Origin of the sequence: Cellulomonas wangsupingiae (assembly GCF_024508275.1) — a bacterium.
Lineage (GTDB): Bacteria > Actinomycetota > Actinomycetes > Actinomycetales > Cellulomonadaceae > Cellulomonas > Cellulomonas wangsupingiae.
In genome coordinates this window covers 378,929-395,106 of record NZ_CP101989.1, presented here as the reverse complement: position 1 = coordinate 395,106, position 16,178 = coordinate 378,929, and the positions used below count along the sequence as shown (strand labels likewise).

Genomic DNA, 16,178 nt, shown 5'->3' with positions numbered 1-16,178 from the left:
CGGGGAGGGAGCGGGCATGGCACGGACGGGCGAGCAGGACACGCGCACACCACGGACACGCGCGGGCTCGCCCCCGAGCCTCCTGCTGACCCTCCTCGGCGACTACTGGTGGGGCCAGACCGAGCCGCTGCCCTCGGCGGCGCTGGTGGACCTGCTGGCCGACTTCGGCGTGAGCGACGTCGCCGCGCGGGCGGCGCTCAGCCGCATGGTCAAGCACGGGCTCCTCGTCTCGACCCGCAGCGGACGCCACACCTTCTACGCCATGACACCGCGCGCCCAGGGCGTCATGCGCGCCGGCGCCGTGCGCATCGTCGCGTTCGGTGCGGGCGACGACGCCGACTGGGACGGACGCTGGAGCCTCGTCGCGTTCTCCGTCCCGGAGGCGAACCGCTCCGCCCGCGAGGCGCTGCGCACGCGCCTGCGCTGGCTCGGGTTCGCGCCGCTCTACGACGCCCTGTGGGTCTCCCCCCACCCCCGCCACGACCAGGCGCTGGCCGAGCTCGGCGAGCTCGGCGTCACGCACGCCACGGCCTTCGTCGCCACCTGCCCCGAGCTGCCCGCCGGGGCCCTGGCCCCCGCGAGCGCGTGGGACCTCGACGGGCTGGCCGAGCTCTACCGGGACTTCGTCACCACGTGGGAGCCGACGTACGCCGCGCTGAACAAGGGCGCCATCTCCCCCGTCGACGCACTGGTCCGACGGACCGCGCTCATGGACGCGTGGCGCGCGTTCCCCGGCCTGGACCCGGACCTGCCGCGCCGGCTGCTGCCCGCGGACTGGCCGCGGGACCACGCGCGCGACCTGTTCCTCGAGACCTACGAGCAGCTCGGTGCGCCCGCCTCGGTGCGCGTGCGGCAGGTGATCGGCGCGTACGCGCCCGAGCTGGCCGACCAGGTCGTCCAGTTCTCCGTCCTGGCCGACCCGCCCGGGCCGCGGCCCGCGGCTCCGGCCCGGGTCGCGGCCCCCGCGGGTCGCTGAGCCGCCGCGACCCGGGCCGCGACCGTCAGGCCGGCGGGTCGAGCGGCGGCAGCGTGATCCCGCTCGGCTGCCGGTGCGGTCCGAACGTCCCCTCCCACGCCGCGGCGATCGCGTCGGCGCTCCAGCCGCCCTCCCGGAACGTCACACCGACCTCCTGCGGCACGGAGTAGAGGGACAGCTTGTCCCCGCCGATGCCGATGGCCTGCCCCGTCACACCGGCCGACGCGTCGGACGCGAGCCACACGACCAGCGGCGCGACGTCCTCCGGGCCGCCCAGCGCGTGGTCCTGGCGCACCGTGCGCGGCAGCGGCTCGCCGCGGCCGTACGCGGCGGCGACGTCCGCGTAGACGGGGATCGTCGCGGTCATCGCGGTGATCGCGGTGGGCACGACGGCGTTGACGGTGATGCCCGCGCGCGCCAGCTCGAGCGACCACGTCCGGGCCATCGCGACGATCCCCGCCTTCGCGGCCGCGTAGCCGGTCTGCCCGAAGTTGCCGTGCTGCCCGGCGGGCGAGCCGACGAGCACGATCCGCCCGCCCTCGCCCCGCTCGCGCATGTGGACGGCGGCGGCCCGGGCCGTGGTGAACGTCCCCCGCAGGTGCGTGTCGACGACGAGGTCGAAGTCCTCGTCGGACGTCTTCCACAGCACGCGGTCGCGCAGCACGCCGGCGTTCGCGACCAGCACGTCGAGCCGTCCGTACGCGTCGACGGCCGCGGCGACGAGCCGGTCGGCCGTCGCGGTCGGCCCCACGGGCGCGACGACGGCGAGCGCCGCACCCCCGTCGGCGACGATCGCGTCGACCGTCGCCTGCGCGGCCCCGGCGTCGAGGTCGTTGACGACGACACCGGCGCCCGCGGCGGCCAGCGCCCGGGCGTACGCCCGCCCCAGGCCCTGCCCGCTGCCCGTGACGACGGCGACCTTGCCGGTGAGGTCGGTGCTCATGCGTAGTACCTCACGATCATGACGGCCACCGCGGCGGGCTTGGCCAGCCCCTCGGCCTCGAACGAGTTCTCGAAGACCGCCTGGTACCCGCCGGCCACCTCGGTGACGTCGCTGAGCCGGGACGTGACGCGGATGCGCGAGCCGACGCGCACCGGCGCCGGGAACCGCAGCCTGTCCAGCCCGTAGTTCACACCGGTGGTCACCCCGGTCACCTCGACGACCTGCGCCATGAGCGGCACGACGAGCGCGAGCGTGAGGTAGCCGTGGACGATCGTGCCGCCGAACGGCGTCCCGGCGGCGTGGACCGGGTCCAGGTGGATCGGGTTGCGGTCGCCCGTGAGGTCGGCGAACCGGTCGACCTCGTCCTGGGTGATCGTGCGCCAGGACGACGGGCCGAACGTCGTGCCGACCAGCGACGGGAGGTCGGCCAGCGGCACGCTGGTCAGCGTGGGCTCGGTGGTGGGCTCGGTGGTGGGCTCGGCGGGCGCCGGGGGCGCTGTGGGCTCGGGCGTCATGGTGTGCTCCCTCGGGTTCGGCGGTCGGGGCGGGCAGCCGGGGCGGTGGCGGGTGGGCCGGCGGTCAGCCGTCCACGCGGACGACGACGGCGCCGGCGGAGTCGCCCGCCGCGCAGCCGGTGAACAGGCCCGTGCCGCCGCCGCGCGCGTGCAGCGCGTGGATCAGCTCGGTCAGGGCGCGGGCTCCCGTGGGGCCCTGCGGGTGCCCGTAGACCAGCGACGAGCCGTACGGGTTCATCTGCTCGAGGGCGAACCCGGTCTGCTCGGCGAACCACAGGTCGTTGACCGCGAACGGGTTGTGCGTCGTCACGACGTCGAGGTCGGCGACCTCGACGCCGGCGTCCGCGAGCGCGCGCATCGCGGCGGGCACGGGCGCCTTCGGCATGTACGCGGGCGCGGCGCGCGCGAAGCCCGTGGCCAGGACCTGCGCGGTCACGCCGTCGCGGCCCAGCTCGCGCGCCCGTGCGGCGCTCGCGACGACGACGCCCGCGCACCCGTCGGCCGGGTGGGTCTGCGCGCCGTGCGTCACGACGCCGTCGGGGGCCACCGGACGCAGCCGGGCCAGCCCGTCGGCCGTCGTCGGGTGGACCCCGTGGTCCTCGCTGACCCACTCCTCGCCGCGGCGCGTCGGGACGCGCACCGGCACCATGTAGGCCCGCTGCACCGCACGGTCGTCGGCCAGTGCGCTGCGGTACTGCTCGTACCGCAGCAGGGCGACCTCGTCGACCTGCTCGCGCGTGTAGCCCGCGTCGCGCGCGGTGTTCTCCGCGGTGTCGTTCATGCTCTGGCCGGTCGTGGGGTCGAGCCTCATCGGGTCGAGCACCCAGTGCTCGCTCACCGGTGCGCCACCGGGGCCGCGCCCGCTGCCCCAGAGCATGAGCGGGCCGTTGCTGGTGCGGTCGGTGACGACGCCGATCGTCGTCGTGTGGGCACCGAGCTGCACCTGGGCGGCGAGGTGCTCGACGACGGCCACCGACGTCGCGCAGGCCCGCGAGACCCACGGTCCGCCGTGGTCGCCGGCACCGAGCCGGCGCGTGACGCCGGTGACGCCGTAGAAGCCGAACTGCTGGGGGACCGTGCAGCCCAGGACCCACTCGGTGATCTCCTGCGGCGGCAGCCCGCGGTCCGCGAGGGCCCGGCCGGTGACGTCGACGGCGAGGTCGAGGCTGTTGACCTCGGCCAGCGGGCCCTGCCACCGGGTGAACGGCGAGGTCCAGCTCAGGCCGAACGGGACGTGGGCGTCGGTGAACTTCATCGGGTCCTCCCCGGACGGTCGGGTGCGACGACGGGGTCGACGAGACCCGGCGGCTCGGCGGCGTCGGTGAGGCGTCGGCGCAGCCGGTGCATGTCGACCTTGCCGCTGGGGCTGCGCTGCACCTCGTCGACCAGGTGGACGCGCCGCGGCTTCTTGTACCCGGCGAGCCGACGGCCCACCTCGTCCTGGACGTCCTGGGCGGTGACCCCCGCGCCGGGCGCGGCGACGACGACCGCGGTCACGACCTCGCCCCAGCGCGGGTCCGGCAGCCCGAGGACGACGGCGTCGACGACGCCCGGCATCGCGAGCAGCACCTTCTCCACCTCGGCGGGGTAGACCTTCTCGCCGCCGGTGTTGACGACCCCGGACCCGCGGCCGAGCATCTCGACGTACCCGTCGCCCAGCACACGCACCCAGTCCCCGGGCACGACGTGGCGCACGCCGTCGATGACGGGGTACGTCTCGGCGGTCCGCTCCGGGTCGTCGTGGTACCCGAGCGGCATCGCGCCGCGGTAGGCGAGCACCCCGGTCTGCCCGACCTCCTCGACCGGCGTGCGGTCCGGCGCGAGCACGACGGCACCGGGGGCGAGGCGGGGGTGGCACGGCAGGTCCTGCGGGCCGCGGACCACGCCGTACGCGAACGGCCCGCCCTCGCTCGAGCCGATGATGTCGACGAGGGTCGCGTGCGGCGCGTGCGCGAGGAGGCGCCGCTTGAGGCCGTCGGACCACACCATGCCGCTGCTGAGGACCGTGGTGAGCCCCGAGACGTCGGCACCCGCCCCCGCGTCGAGGACGTCGACCAGCGGCCCGACGATCGCGTTGCCGGCCACGACGAGGCGCGTGACGCCGTGCTCCGCGATGGCCCGCACCGCCGCGCCGGGGTCGAGGCGCGCGGCGGGCAGGAACACGACGGTGCCGCCGAGGACCATCGCGTTCATGACGTTGAACAGCGCGGTCGCGTGCATCATCGGCGGCAGCGGCAGGCAGACGGTCGCGGGGAGGTCGTCGCGCGCGGCGATCCGCGTGACGTCGTCGAGCGAGGTCGGCGGGTCCACGGGCAGCGAGCCGTAGATCGAGAACTGCTGGCTGTCGAACAGGTTGCCGTGCGTCCACACGACGGCCTTGGGGCGCCCCGTCGTGCCGCCGGTGAACATGAAGATCTTGTGCTCCGGACCGCACGGCTGCGCCGGCAGGGGGTCGGCGTCGAGCGCCGTGGCGAAGGGGACGCCGGGGCCCGTCGGCACGCCGGGCGGCACGGGGTCGGGCACGACGAGGACGAGCCCCGGCAGCGTGACGCAGTCGGCGGCGTCCACCACCGCGGCGGCGAGGCCGGCGGGGTAGACGAGCGCGGAGGGCCGCGACATCTCGAGCAGGTCCGCGAGCTCGGCGCCCTGGTAGCGGAAGTTGATGTTGACCGGGATCGCGCCGATCTTGTACGCGGCGTACAGCGTCGTCAGGTACTCGACGCGGTTGTACATGAAGATCGCGACGGTCGAGTCCACGCCCAGGCCGTGCGCCACGAAGGTCGCCGCGAGCCGCGCGGCCGTCTGCTCGAACTGCGCGTACGTGACGGCCGCGCCGTCCGCCCGCACGGCGACCCGGTCCGGGACGGCGCGCGCCACGGCGTCCCAGACGGCCGCGTAGTTGGCGCGGTCGAGGTCACGGGACGACGACGGGACGTCTGCCACTGCTCACATCCTCGTGGGCGGGCCGTGCCCGGGGGCGACGGCTGATGACGACCGATGGTGCACTCCGGGCACACCGGACGTCAACCATTTCCGTGACGGTCGTCAGGCAGACGTCGAATGACGGAAGGGTGCGTCAGGACAGCCGACGGGCCAGCTCGGCGCGCGCCGGACCCGCGAGGGCCGCGTGCAGGCGCCGGAACGTCCCGACCGACCGCGCCCCCGGCCAGTCCACGGCGAGGTGCTCGGCAGGCAGGCGCGGGACCGCCCGGAGCAGGTCGAGCCAGTCGGCCACGAGCGCCGTGACGTCGCGCAGCGCGTGCGCGACGTCGGGCTCGCGGCCCGCCCAGCGCTCCTGGAACTGCTCGTGGCGCTGCCGCATCTCCTCCAGCCGCCACGCCGTCCGGACGCTGGAGGCGGCCGAGAAGCCGGGCACCTCGTGGGCACGGAACGCCAGCAGCTCGACACCCTCGTCCGGGTCCTCGTCGCGCACACCACCGAGGGCCTGCGCGACGTCGACCTCCCCCGGCGCGATCCACAGCCCGTCGCGCAGCAGCCCGAACCCCGCCCACACCAGCTGCGCGCGCACCCGGTGCCGCACGTCGCGCCGGGTCTCCGGCACCGAGAAGCTCACGAGGGTCCAGCCCGTGCCGCGCGGGGCGAAGGGGTCGTCGTCGAACACCCGGTCCCGCGCCTCCCCCAGCACCCGCTCGCTCTGCGGCGTCAGCCCGTAGGCCACGGTCCGCCCGACGCGGACGGGCGCGAGCAGGCCGCGGCCGGCCATGCGCGTGAGCGCGGCGCGCGTGGCCGCCTCGCCGGCACCGAGCTCACCGAGCACGGAGATGAGCACCGCCGCCGGCACCGGGCCGGCACCACCGGCCAGCATGAGCTCGCCCGTGAACGCCAGCAGGAGCTGCTCGGGACGTCGCCGGGCGGCGGCCCCGTCCGGCGCGGGCGCGCCTTCGAGCGGCGTCGACATGGGCGCGATTCTCGCACGGCGGCTCGTCACGCACGGACGTCGGGCCGCCTGCGGATCATTGACACGTATGACATTCAACTGCACGATTGCTGGACGAGTGTCATGCATGGTCCGAGCGCGGTCGGTCCCGACGGCGTGCGGAGCTACCGCCCGTCACCGAGATTCGATGAGGAATTGAGGACCCCCATGAACCGACGTCCTGCTCTCGTGGCGGCGCTGGTCGCGGCCCTGTCGCTCGGGCTCGCCGCGTGCTCGTCGTCCGACCCCGCGCCCCAGGCGGAGGCCGAGGCGTCGGGCGCCCCGGACGCCGACTCCCCCCGCGCCGTCACCATCGGGGCTCTGACCATCAGCGAGACCGCCCCCTTGTGGGCCGCCGTCGAGGCCGGCATCTTCGCCGAGCACGGCCTCGACGTCACGGTGCAGCCGATCCAGGGTGGCGCCCAGGCGATGCCCGCCCTCCTCAACGGCGACATCGACTTCTCGCTCGGTCAGCCCTTCGGGGCCATGCGGGCGAGCCTGCAGGGTCTGGACGTCGCGATCGTCGCCAACTACGCGCAGAGCCTCACCGAGGGCGACGACATCAACTCGGTCGTCGTCGGCGCCGGCAGCGACATCACGTCGCCGGCCGACCTCGCCGGCAAGAAGGTCTCCGTGAACTCGCTCGGCGCGGCCGGCGACCTGACGATCATGGCCGCGGTCGAGGAGGACGGCGGGGACCCCGGCACGATCGAGTTCGTCGAGGTCGCGTTCCCCGACGCCCAGGCGCAGCTCGCCGCCGGCAACATCGACGCGGCCTGGGTGCCCGAGCCGTTCGTCTCGATGATCGTCGGCGGCGGGGGCGCGCGGGTCGTCGACCCGTACCAGTCCGCGCTGCCCGGCCTGCCGACGCTCGTCCTGCAGACCACCGGCGCCACCGTCGCCGAGGACCCGGAGCTCGTCGACGCCGTGCGCGAGGCCTTCACCGCCGCGTTCGCGTGGGCGGCCGAGAACGACGAGGCCGTGCGGGCCTCGCTCGTCACGGAGATGTCGCTGCCCGAGGCCGCAGCGGCGAACCTCCCGCTCCCCGAGTTCTCGACCGAGATCGACGAGGACGTGCTGCAGGGCCTGGCCGACCTTGCCGTCGAGCACGAGTTCTTCGACCAGGCCCCCGACCTCGACGAGCTCATCCACCAGTGACCCCGCTGACCAGCACGGCCACCGGCCCGGGACCGGGCGACGTCGCCCGGTCCCGGGCCGGACGCCCGGACGACGCCGGGACGCGCCGTCGCGGTCGCGGCACCGGACAGCGCGGCACGGGACAGCGCGGCCCGGGACGGCGCGGTGCCCGCTCCGCGACGCTCGGCGCGCTGGGCGTCCTCGGGTTCGCCGTCACGTGGCAGCTCGTCGCCCTGGCCGAGGTCGTCGACCCGGCGTACCTGCCGCGGTTCACGACGACCGCCGCGCGGCTGGTCACCGAGCTGGGCGAGCCGCGGTTCTGGTCGGCCCTGGGCGACACGGTCGTCACCTGGGCGCTCGGGCTCGGCATCGCGTCCGTCGCCGCCGTCGTCGTCGGCACCGTCATCGGCCTCGTGCCGTTCCTGCGCCGGGCCACGCACAGCACGATCGAGTTCCTGCGCCCCATCCCCTCGGTCGCGATCATCCCGCTCGCCGTGCTCGTCGCGGGCCTCTCCCGGGAGGCGGCGCTCGTGGTCGTCGTCTACGCGCCGTTCTGGCAGGTGCTCATCCAGGTGCTGTACGGCATCGCGGACGTCGATACCGTCGCCGACGACACCGCCCGCAGCTTCGGCCTGCGCCGCCTGCAACGGCTGCGGCACGTCGTCCTGCCGACGGCCCTGCCGTACGTCATCACCGGTTTCCGGCTCGCCGCGTCCATCGCGCTGGTGCTGACCATCACCGCCGAGCTCGTCATCGGCAACCCCGGCATCGGCCGTCAGATCGACGTGTACCGCTCCGCGCCCGACGCGCCCGGGCTCTACGCCCTCGTGCTGGTCACCGGCCTGCTCGGGCTGCTCGTCAACCTCGCCACCCGGATCGTCGAGCGGCGCGTGCTGCACTGGCACCCGTCCGTCCGCCGCGAGACGGCCGCGTGATGGCCGCCGCGCGCCGCGTGCTCGCGTCCGTCGGCTACGCCGCCGGCCTGCCCGTCCTGCTCGTGCTCGCGTGGGCGCTGGCCACGCGCGGCACGACGAACCTCTACTACCCCCCGCCCGCGCGCGTGCTCGACGCCTTCGTCACCACGTGGCTCGCGCCCCAGACGCTCGTGGACGACGTCCTGCCGAGCCTCGGCCGGTTCGCGGTCGGCGTGCTGCTGTCGATCGTCATCGGCATCGTCCTGGGCACCGCGATCGGTGCGACGCCGTGGCTGCGGGCGCTGCTCGAGCCGATGCTCGAGTTCTTCCGCGCGATCCCGCCCGTCGTGCTCGTGCCCGTCCTCATGCTCGTGCTCGGCATCGACGACACCATGAAGCTCGCCGTGATCGTCTCGGGCAGCGTGTGGCCCGTCCTGCTCAACACGGTCGAGGGTGTCCGCGGGACCGACCCGGTGCTCGTCGACACCTCGCGGTCCTACCGGGTCCGCGGGCTGCTGGCGTACCGGTACGTCGTCCTGCCCGCCGCGAGCCCGCAGATCATGGCCGGGGTGCGGCTGTGCCTGTCGATCGGCCTGATCCTCATGGTGATCTCCGAGATGTTCGCCTCGTCGTCGGGGCTCGGCTACCAGATCGTGTACTTCCAGCGGCAGTACATGGTCGCGGAGATGTGGAGCGGCATCCTGCTGCTCGGGATCATCGGCGTCGCCGTCGCCGCCGTCTTCCAGCTCGTCGAACGCCGGGTGCTGCACTGGTACCACGGCTCGAAGGAGGTCGCCCGTGCCTGAGCACACGCCCCTGCTGTCCGTCCGGGACCTGAAGAAGACCTACCAGGGCGCCTCCGGGCCCGTCGAGGCCATCAGGAACATCACGTTCGACGTGCGCCCCGGCGAGCTGGTCTGCATCGTCGGCCCGTCCGGGTGCGGCAAGACGACGCTGCTCAAGTGCCTGTCGGGCCTGCTCCCGCCCACCGCGGGCTCGGTCACGCTCGACGGCGCCGAGGTCAGCGCGCCACCGAAGAAGATGGCCGTGGTGTTCCAGGAGTACGGCCGCAGCCTCTACCCGTGGCTGACGGTCCGCGACAACGTGGGGCTGCCGCTCAAGGCGCAGGGCGTGCCGCGCCGCGAGCGTCTCGCCACGGTCGAGCGGGCGCTCGCCGAGGTCGGGCTCGGCCACGCGCTGGACACCTACCCGTGGCAGCTGTCCGGCGGCATGCAGCAGCGCGTCGCGATCGCCCGCGCGGTGGCCTACCAGCCCGAGGTCCTCGTGATGGACGAGCCGTTCGCCGCCGTCGACGCCCAGACCCGCGCCGACCTCGAGGACCTGGTCCGGCGGCTGTGGCAGGACCTCGGGGTGACGGTCCTGTTCGTCACCCACGACATCGACGAGTCCGTGTACCTGGGCGAGCGCGTGCTGATGCTGTCGTCGTCGCCGACCGTCGTGCAGCAGGACCTGGCGATCGACCTGCCGGCCCACCGCGACCAGCTGACGACCCGGGCGATGCCGCGGTTCACCGAGCTGCGGACGCAGGTGTACGAGCAGATCCAGCGCGCGAAGCGCGGGGAGGCGGTCCCGGCGGACGCGTGAGGGCCAGGTGGCCGTCCGTCAGGAGTCGTCCGTCAGGCGGCTCGCGGACTGCGTGAGCCCGGGCGGCGGCTCCGGGCTCCAGCCGGGCTCCGGCTCGCTCGGTGGCAGGCCGCGCATCACGTGGATGCGGTCCACGACGGTGACGACGCCGAGCACGACGACGGCCAGGCCGCCCGCCGCGACGACGTCCGTCAGGAAGTGGTAGCCGAGGTACAGGCGGCTCAGGGCGACCGCGGCGGCACCGACGACACCGACGACCAGCCAGCCGACGACGACCCGCCAGGTCCGGTTCCGGCTCGCCACGAGGTACCCGGCGACCAGCAGGAAGGTCGCCGTCCCGATGGTGTGGCCGGACGGGAACGACCCGGTCGTCTCCGAGCCGGGGATGTACATGGTCTCCTCCGGCGGGCGGGGCCGGGCGACGAGGCCCTTGACCAGGAGCGACAGCAGCGTCGAGGCGATCATGGCGCCGGCGAGCAGCAGCGGCCGCCACCACTCGCGCGCGCGCAGGCCCCAGGCCACGCACGCGACCAGGATGATGACCGGCAGCACCGTCGGACCGGTGACGAACGTGAGCGCGCCGAGGACCGCGGTGACGACGTCGCTGCGGGTGCCGACCAGGAACTCGAGGACCGGCCGGTCCCACAGGGAGAAGTCGTCACGCTCCTGCACCGCGTCGAACATGCCCCAGAAGACGAGCAGGCCGAGAGCCATGAGCGCGACGCCGGGCAGGACCGCCCGGAGCACGGGCCGGTCGGCGTACCACGCGAGCAGACGGCGCAGCGGCTCTCGGGCAGGCATCCGGTCACGCTACCCGCGCTCGTCGCGGACGGCTCTGTGACAGCTCTCGGCTCCGCCTACAGGTCGAGGGTCACGAGACGGTAGCCGGCATCGAGCTCGTCGAGCGCCAGCAGGTCGGCGTACCTCTCGGCCCACGCGCCCGTCGCGATGTCGTTCTCGAGCCGCTCCAGACCGCGGCGGATCTCCGCGTCGCCGACCCGGCTCAGCACCGAGATGCCCGCCCGGACCGCGGGATCGAGGTAGGCGGCGGGCCGCCTCCACCAGGCGGCGGCGAACCCGTCGACGCAGTCGTGAGGCACGGGGACGGCCTCCACCTCGCACGGGCCGAGCGCCGCGACGAGACGCTCCATCGGGACGGCGTGCGCCCGGTCGTACTCCCGTGCGGCAGGCAGGTAGTCGCGCAGCAGCCAGAAGTCACGGGTCATGGTCTCGTCGAACGTCAGGACCACCACGCGGCGACGTGAGACCCGCCTCATCTCAGCGATCCCGCGCTCCAGGTCGGTCCAGTGGTGCACCGTGAGGACCGCCAGGGCCGCGTCCACCGCGTCGTCCTCCAGGGGGATCGACTCGGCCACCGCGCACACGGCCGGGGCAGCCCCGACGGGGCGCTGGTCGATCATCGTCAGGCTGGGCTCGATGGCGACGACGGTGGTCGGCGGCTCGTAGGACCCCGTGCCGGCGCCGACGTTCACGACGGTCGACGCGCCCTGGAGAGCCCGGTCGATCTGCGCGGCGATGCGGGGGTCGGCCTGGCGGGTGGCGGTGTACGTCCTGCCGATGTCGTCGTAGAGGACCATGCGCCGACTCTGCCAGGCCACGGTCCCCGGCGGCCGTCCCTCAGTCCTCCGTCGGGGCCGCCTGGCCGTCCGCCAGGATCTTGGTGAGCAGCGCCTGCAGCGTCCGTCGCTCCTGACGGGTCAGCGCGGACGTCAGCACGTCGTCCACGCGCGCGGCCGCCGGGACCAGCTCGTCGAGCAGGGCGAGGCCGTCGTCGGTGAGCCGCACGACGTTGCGGCGACGGTCGTCCGCGGCGCGCACGCGCGCGACCAACCCGCGGGCCTCCAGGCGCGCGACGAGCCCCGCGATGGTCGAGCGGTCGAGGTCCAGGTCGTCGCAGAGCTCGCGCTGGCTGGCCTCGCCGCGGCGGTGCAGCACGTTGAGCACGCCGAACTGCACGTTCGTCAACCGCGGCCCGACCTCCTGCGCCCAGGCCGCGAGGTGCGCCTGCTGCGTGCGGCGCACGAGGAACCCGGTGTGGTGGGCGAGGTCCAGCGGTTCGGTCACGCGCGCCATCGTCCCAGGCGGGGCCGGGGTCTCAGCTCGCGCACGTCCCGGCACCTGAGGCGTTGTCCGCGCGGGTGGTCGCTCACAGCCACCGCGGCGGTGACGGGACGGGCGAACCGTCCGCCGTCGTCAGCAGGGCGGCACCGCCACGGCCCGTCGCCCACCGCGCGAGGTCGGCGGCACGGCCGCGGACGCGCACGCCGTCGCCGACGGGTGCCTCCGCACCGGCACCGGCCACGGCACCCGCCGCGGACTGCGCCGCCGGTCGCGGCCGGTCCGTCGGCTCGAGGACGGGTACGGGCTCGTCACCCGGCCGCGCACCCCACATCCGGGCCACGTCGGCGAGCAGCGCGTCGACCAGCTCGGGCGGCAGCTGCCGGAACGACGCCCCGTTGTCCAGGTCGACGGCATGCACCCAGACCTCGCGCGTGCGCATCCACACCGTCTCGCTCGCCGGCACCGTGCGCCCGAGCGCGGTGCGGACCGGGGCCGCCCACGCCGCGGGCGGCAGGTCGCGCCACTCGACGTCGAGGTGCACGGCCGCGTGCGCGGACAGGCTCCGCAGGGCCCGCGCCGGCAGGGTCGCCCCGTACTCGATCTCCGCGTCCCGTTCCTCGCGCGACGCGTACATCGGGGTCTCGACGCCCGTCGCGGCCCACTCGGTCAGGCGCGTGAGCGCGCGCGCGTTGAGCCCGACGTGCGCGACGACGTGCCGGCGCGTCCACCCGGGCACCAGCGACGGCACGTCGAGCTCGTCGTTGCCGAGCTCGTTGAGCTTGCGGGAGAAGTACGCCTGCCCGCGCCGGGCCAGCAGCAGGGCCGCGAGCAGGTCCGGGTCGGTGGTCCGGTCGGTGCGTGCGGGCACGTCAGGCCTCCGCGACGACGTCGTTGCGGAGCTCGCCCAGGCCGGTGACGGACGTGGTGAGCACCTGCCCCGGCCGCAGGTAGCGCGGGGGCTTGCGCGCGTGGCCCACGCCGCCGGGCGTGCCCGTGGCGATGACGTCCCCGGGGTGCAGCGTGAGGATCTGCGAGACGTACGCGACGAGCGCGGCCGGGCCGAAGACCATGTCGTCGACGGGTGTGTGCTGCACCTGCTCGTCGTCGACGACGGTCCGCAGCTCACCGGCGGGCGGCGCGTCCGTGACGGTGAGCCACGGCCCGAACGGCGTCGTCGCCTCGAACGTCTTGCCCTGCAGCCACTGCGCGGTGCGGTACTGGTAGTCGCGCATGGTGACGTCGTTGAGGACCGCGTACCCGGCGATCGCGTCGGCCGCGGCGGCCTCGTCGAGCCGCCGGGCGGTCGCGCCGACGACGACGGCGACCTCGCCCTCCCAGTCGACGGCGTCCGCCGCGTGCGCGGGCAGGACGATCGGGTCGTACGGGCCGATGAGCGCCTCGGGGTACTTGGCGAACAGCGTCGGGTGCTCGGGCAGATCGCGGCCCATCTCGAGGATGTGGTTGCGGTAGTTCAGCCCGACGCACACGATCTTCGACGGCCGCAGCACGGGCGGCGCCCAGGCGCGGGGCTCGAGGCCCGCGAGCGCGTGCCGCCGCCCGTCGGCCGCTGCCGCACGCTCGCGCCAGTCGAGGGCGGCGAGCAGCGCACCGACGTCGGCGACGCCGGGCACCTCGACCGCGAGGTCGTCGTCGAGGCGGACCGCGACGGTCGCCGTCGGCTCCCCGTCGCCGAGGGCGGACAGACGCAGCGTCCCCAGCCTCACGCGAGGTCCTCGTTGCGCTGCCCGGGCACGTAGGTGCGCGTGAACTGCAGCCGGTCGATGATCGGCCCGTCGGTGAACCGGAACAGGTCGAACTGCGTGTCGGCGTGCAGCGACCACGGCACCCAGGAGGGGACGGCGAACAGGTCACCGGTCTCGACGCGGTGCTCGGTGTCCCCGAGCACGACCGTGCCCTCGCCCTCGAACACCTGCCACACCGCCGACCCGACCTCGTGGCGCGCCGGCGTCTCGGCCCCGGCGCGCAGCCGGTGGAACTCGCAGCGGAGGGTCGGCATGACGTCACCGCCGGTCGTCGGGTTGGTGTACCGGATCGCGGCGTGACCCTGCTCGACGGTCGCCGGGTGCCCCTCGTCCTCGAGCCTGAGCTGCTCGGTCAGGGCCCGGTCGGTGTGCTCCCAGCGGTAGGCGGCGAGCGGTGAGCTCGTCTGGTCCTGCAGCCCGGACAGCGGCCGCAGGCCCGGGTGGGCCCACAGCCGTTCGGAGCGCGAGACGTCCGGCGACGCCTCGTCGGTGACGCGCTCGGACCCGAACTCGAAGAAGCCGACGTCGGCGTAGTGCGAGAACGGGACGTCGAGGCCGTCGATCCAGGCCATGGGCTGGTCGGTGTCGTTGTGGTGCCCGTGGTAGTTCCAGCCCGGCGTGAGCAGCAGGTCGCCGCGGCGCATGGCGACGGGGTCGCCGTTGACGACCGTCCACACGCCCTCGCCCTCGACGACGAACCGGAAGGCGTTCTGGCTGTGCCGGTGCTCGGGGGCCGTCTCGTGGCCGCCGAGGTACTGGATCGCGCACCACAGCGTGGGCGTGGCGTAGGCGGTGCCGGGCAGGCCGGGGTTCGCCAGGCCCATCGCGCGTCGCTCGCCGCCGCGGCCGACGGGGACGAGGTCGCCGGAGCGCCGGGCGATGTCGTACAGGGCCTTCCACCGCCAGACGTACGGCACGGCCTTCGGCGAGGGGGCCATGGGCATGAGGTCGTCGCGCTGCGTCCACAGGGGTGCGAGGCTCTCGGCCTCGAAGTCGGCGTAGAGCTGCTGGAGCTCCGGGGTGTCGGCGGTGCCGTCCATCTGGTGCACGGTGGCCTCCTCGGTGGCGTCGTCGCCAGTCGTTGGTATGCCAACGGTATGCCCGGAGGGTGGTCCGGAGGAAGGGTCGGCGCGGTCCGCCTGCGACCCCGGCCCCGGTGTGGCCAAGGGTCAGCTCTGGCGCGGGACGACCGACGGCGGCGGGTCGCACACGGACCCGGGGCAGATCTCGCTCTCTCCACCGCAGTCGGGCTCGGCACCGCCTACGAGTACTGGGTCACCACTGGCGTACCCGTCCGAGCCGACGTCTCGGCCGGCGAGGCGGGCCGCCGGCAGCCGGGCGGCGTCCTCGGGGCGGAGTACCTCGAGCAGTGGCTTCCCCTGCAGCTCGAGCGCGGCACGCTCGGCCCTGTCCGCGGCCAGCCGTGGTGGCGGGCCGGGGTCGACGGGCAGTGACGGCTCCCTAGACGGTCTCGGGGTCCTGCCCGAGCGCGGCGCGACCGCCGTCGACGGGCAGCACCGCACCGGTCACGAACGCGGAGTCGGGTGACAGCAGGAAGGCGACGACGTGCGCCACGTCCTGCGGGCGCCCCACGTGCCCGAGCGGGTGCAGGGTCGCCATCTGCGCGTCGACCTCCGGGTGCTCGCGGCGGTACTCCTCGTACCGGGCGGTCGTCACCGAGCCGAGCGCGACGGCGTTGACCCGGATACCCGCCGGCCCGTGGTCGACGGCCGCCGCCCGCGTGAGCCCTTCGACGGCGGCCTTCGCCACCGCGTACGGCAGCGCGCCACGCACGGGCCGCTGCGCCTGGTGGGAGGACACGTTGACGATGGCACCGGGCCGCCCGTGCGCGAGCAGGTGGCGCACGGCCGTGGAGCAGCCGACGACGGCGAGGTCGAGGTTGCGTCGGACGAGCTCGCTGACCTGCGCGGGGGTCGCCGTGACGAGGTCCGCGTCCTGGAAGACGGCGGCGTTGTTGACCCAGCCGGTCAGCGGTGCGTGCCGCTCCGCGAGCTCCGCCGCGGCCGTCGCCGCCGCGGCGTCACCGGCGTCCGCCGCGACGTGGTGCACGCCGGGCGTCGCGCCGTGCGGTGGCGCCGGGTCGAGGTTGACGACGACGTGGCCGAGCGCCGCCAGGTGCTCGGCGATCGCGCTCCCGACGCCCCCGCTGGCGCCGGTGACGACGACGGACCCCATGCCGCTCATGGACCCCACCCTGCCCTGCCGGGCCCACGCCGCGCACCGTCAGGCGAGCGCCGGGTTCCGGCGCGGGACCGTGGTCGAGCACCCGGCGCCCGGACGGCCCT

17 protein-coding genes are annotated in these 16,178 nt (G+C 74.7%); 5 read left to right on the top strand and 12 right to left on the bottom strand.

Annotated elements, in window-relative coordinates:
- Window positions 1–16 precede the first annotated feature (16 nt).
- Entirely contained in the window at window positions 17–976 is a 960-nt protein-coding gene (locus tag NP075_RS01915) for a PaaX family transcriptional regulator (protein ID WP_227564816.1), read from the top strand.
- Window positions 977–1,001: 25 nt separating this feature from the next.
- Here the strand turns inward: NP075_RS01915 and NP075_RS01910 are convergent, their stop codons facing one another.
- The 5 genes from NP075_RS01910 to NP075_RS01890 form a co-directional block, all read right to left on the bottom strand.
- Window positions 1,002–1,919, bottom strand: a complete 918-nt coding sequence (locus NP075_RS01910; protein WP_227564815.1) for an SDR family NAD(P)-dependent oxidoreductase — start codon at window positions 1,917–1,919, stop codon at window positions 1,002–1,004.
- On the bottom strand, window positions 1,916–2,434 hold the full coding sequence (locus NP075_RS01905) for a MaoC family dehydratase (protein WP_227564814.1): 519 nt from the start codon (window positions 2,432–2,434) through the stop codon (window positions 1,916–1,918). Before NP075_RS01905 ends, NP075_RS01910 begins: the two co-directional genes overlap by 4 nt.
- 64 nt (window positions 2,435–2,498) lie before the next feature.
- Window positions 2,499–3,689: a thiolase family protein gene (locus NP075_RS01900; RefSeq protein ID WP_227564813.1), complete on the bottom strand. Its 1,191-nt coding sequence runs from the start codon at window positions 3,687–3,689 to the stop codon at window positions 2,499–2,501.
- Entirely contained in the window at window positions 3,686–5,377 is a 1,692-nt protein-coding gene (locus NP075_RS01895; RefSeq protein ID WP_227564812.1) for an AMP-binding protein, read from the bottom strand. Before NP075_RS01895 ends, NP075_RS01900 begins: the two co-directional genes overlap by 4 nt.
- Before the next feature lie 133 nt (window positions 5,378–5,510).
- On the bottom strand, window positions 5,511–6,353 hold the full coding sequence (locus NP075_RS01890; RefSeq protein WP_227564811.1) for a PaaX family transcriptional regulator: 843 nt from the start codon (window positions 6,351–6,353) through the stop codon (window positions 5,511–5,513).
- Window positions 6,354–6,539: 186 nt separating this feature from the next.
- Between NP075_RS01890 and NP075_RS01885 the strand changes: the two genes are divergently transcribed.
- From NP075_RS01885 to NP075_RS01870, 4 genes are read left to right on the top strand one after another with little or no spacing between them, the layout of a single operon-like run.
- Complete coding sequence (locus NP075_RS01885; protein ID WP_227564810.1) at window positions 6,540–7,529, top strand: ABC transporter substrate-binding protein; 990 nt, start codon at window positions 6,540–6,542, stop codon at window positions 7,527–7,529.
- Window positions 7,526–8,443, top strand: coding sequence for an ABC transporter permease (locus NP075_RS01880; protein WP_256791421.1), 918 nt, complete (start codon window positions 7,526–7,528; stop codon window positions 8,441–8,443). The genes NP075_RS01885 and NP075_RS01880 overlap by 4 nt, the downstream gene beginning before the upstream one ends.
- Window positions 8,443–9,228, top strand: coding sequence for an ABC transporter permease (locus NP075_RS01875; RefSeq protein WP_227564799.1), 786 nt, complete (start codon window positions 8,443–8,445; stop codon window positions 9,226–9,228). Before NP075_RS01880 ends, NP075_RS01875 begins: the two co-directional genes overlap by 1 nt.
- Window positions 9,221–10,027: an ABC transporter ATP-binding protein gene (locus NP075_RS01870; RefSeq protein ID WP_227564798.1), complete on the top strand. Its 807-nt coding sequence runs from the start codon at window positions 9,221–9,223 to the stop codon at window positions 10,025–10,027. Before NP075_RS01875 ends, NP075_RS01870 begins: the two co-directional genes overlap by 8 nt.
- An 18-nt stretch (window positions 10,028–10,045) precedes the next feature.
- On the opposite strand, the gene NP075_RS01865 is transcribed toward NP075_RS01870, so the two are convergent.
- From NP075_RS01865 to NP075_RS01835, 7 genes are all read right to left on the bottom strand, one after another.
- The gene (locus NP075_RS01865) at window positions 10,046–10,828 is read right to left on the bottom strand and encodes a phosphatase PAP2 family protein (protein ID WP_227564797.1); all 783 of its coding nucleotides are present in this window, start codon (window positions 10,826–10,828) and stop codon (window positions 10,046–10,048) included.
- Window positions 10,829–10,884: 56 nt separating this feature from the next.
- Complete coding sequence (locus NP075_RS01860) at window positions 10,885–11,625, bottom strand: class I SAM-dependent methyltransferase (RefSeq protein WP_227564796.1); 741 nt, start codon at window positions 11,623–11,625, stop codon at window positions 10,885–10,887.
- Window positions 11,626–11,665: 40 nt separating this feature from the next.
- Complete coding sequence (locus NP075_RS01855) at window positions 11,666–12,112, bottom strand: MarR family winged helix-turn-helix transcriptional regulator (protein ID WP_227564795.1); 447 nt, start codon at window positions 12,110–12,112, stop codon at window positions 11,666–11,668.
- A gap of 82 nt (window positions 12,113–12,194) precedes the next feature.
- Window positions 12,195–12,977 (bottom strand): maleylpyruvate isomerase family mycothiol-dependent enzyme, encoded by a 783-nt coding sequence (locus tag NP075_RS01850; protein WP_227564794.1) that lies wholly within the window; start codon window positions 12,975–12,977, stop codon window positions 12,195–12,197.
- 1 nt (window position 12,978) lies between these two features.
- Complete coding sequence (locus NP075_RS01845) at window positions 12,979–13,833, bottom strand: fumarylacetoacetate hydrolase family protein (protein WP_227564793.1); 855 nt, start codon at window positions 13,831–13,833, stop codon at window positions 12,979–12,981.
- Window positions 13,830–14,912, bottom strand: a complete 1,083-nt coding sequence (locus tag NP075_RS01840; RefSeq protein WP_227564792.1) for a cupin domain-containing protein — start codon at window positions 14,910–14,912, stop codon at window positions 13,830–13,832. Before NP075_RS01840 ends, NP075_RS01845 begins: the two co-directional genes overlap by 4 nt.
- 421 nt (window positions 14,913–15,333) lie before the next feature.
- Window positions 15,334–16,077: an SDR family NAD(P)-dependent oxidoreductase gene (locus NP075_RS01835; RefSeq protein ID WP_227564791.1), complete on the bottom strand. Its 744-nt coding sequence runs from the start codon at window positions 16,075–16,077 to the stop codon at window positions 15,334–15,336.
- Between the last annotated feature and the right edge of the window lie 101 nt (window positions 16,078–16,178).

Excerpts from the sequence above, each read along its gene's own strand:
- NP075_RS01885 (WP_227564810.1), top strand. The coding sequence starts at position 6,540 with ATGAACCGACGTCCTGCTCTCGTGGCGGCGCTGGTCGCGGCCCTGTCG.
- NP075_RS01875 (WP_227564799.1), top strand. The coding sequence starts at position 8,443 with ATGGCCGCCGCGCGCCGCGTGCTCGCGTCCGTCGGCTACGCCGCCGGC.
- NP075_RS01890 (WP_227564811.1), bottom strand. The coding sequence starts at position 6,353 with ATGTCGACGCCGCTCGAAGGCGCGCCCGCGCCGGACGGGGCCGCCGCC.
- NP075_RS01835 (WP_227564791.1), bottom strand. The coding sequence starts at position 16,077 with ATGAGCGGCATGGGGTCCGTCGTCGTCACCGGCGCCAGCGGGGGCGTC.
- NP075_RS01860 (WP_227564796.1), bottom strand. The coding sequence starts at position 11,625 with ATGGTCCTCTACGACGACATCGGCAGGACGTACACCGCCACCCGCCAG.
- NP075_RS01900 (WP_227564813.1), bottom strand. The coding sequence starts at position 3,689 with ATGAAGTTCACCGACGCCCACGTCCCGTTCGGCCTGAGCTGGACCTCG.
- NP075_RS01915 (WP_227564816.1), top strand. The coding sequence starts at position 17 with ATGGCACGGACGGGCGAGCAGGACACGCGCACACCACGGACACGCGCG.
- NP075_RS01865 (WP_227564797.1), bottom strand. The coding sequence starts at position 10,828 with ATGCCTGCCCGAGAGCCGCTGCGCCGTCTGCTCGCGTGGTACGCCGAC.
- NP075_RS01905 (WP_227564814.1), bottom strand. The coding sequence starts at position 2,434 with ATGACGCCCGAGCCCACAGCGCCCCCGGCGCCCGCCGAGCCCACCACC.
- NP075_RS01840 (WP_227564792.1), bottom strand. The coding sequence starts at position 14,912 with ATGGACGGCACCGCCGACACCCCGGAGCTCCAGCAGCTCTACGCCGAC.
- NP075_RS01910 (WP_227564815.1), bottom strand. The coding sequence starts at position 1,919 with ATGAGCACCGACCTCACCGGCAAGGTCGCCGTCGTCACGGGCAGCGGG.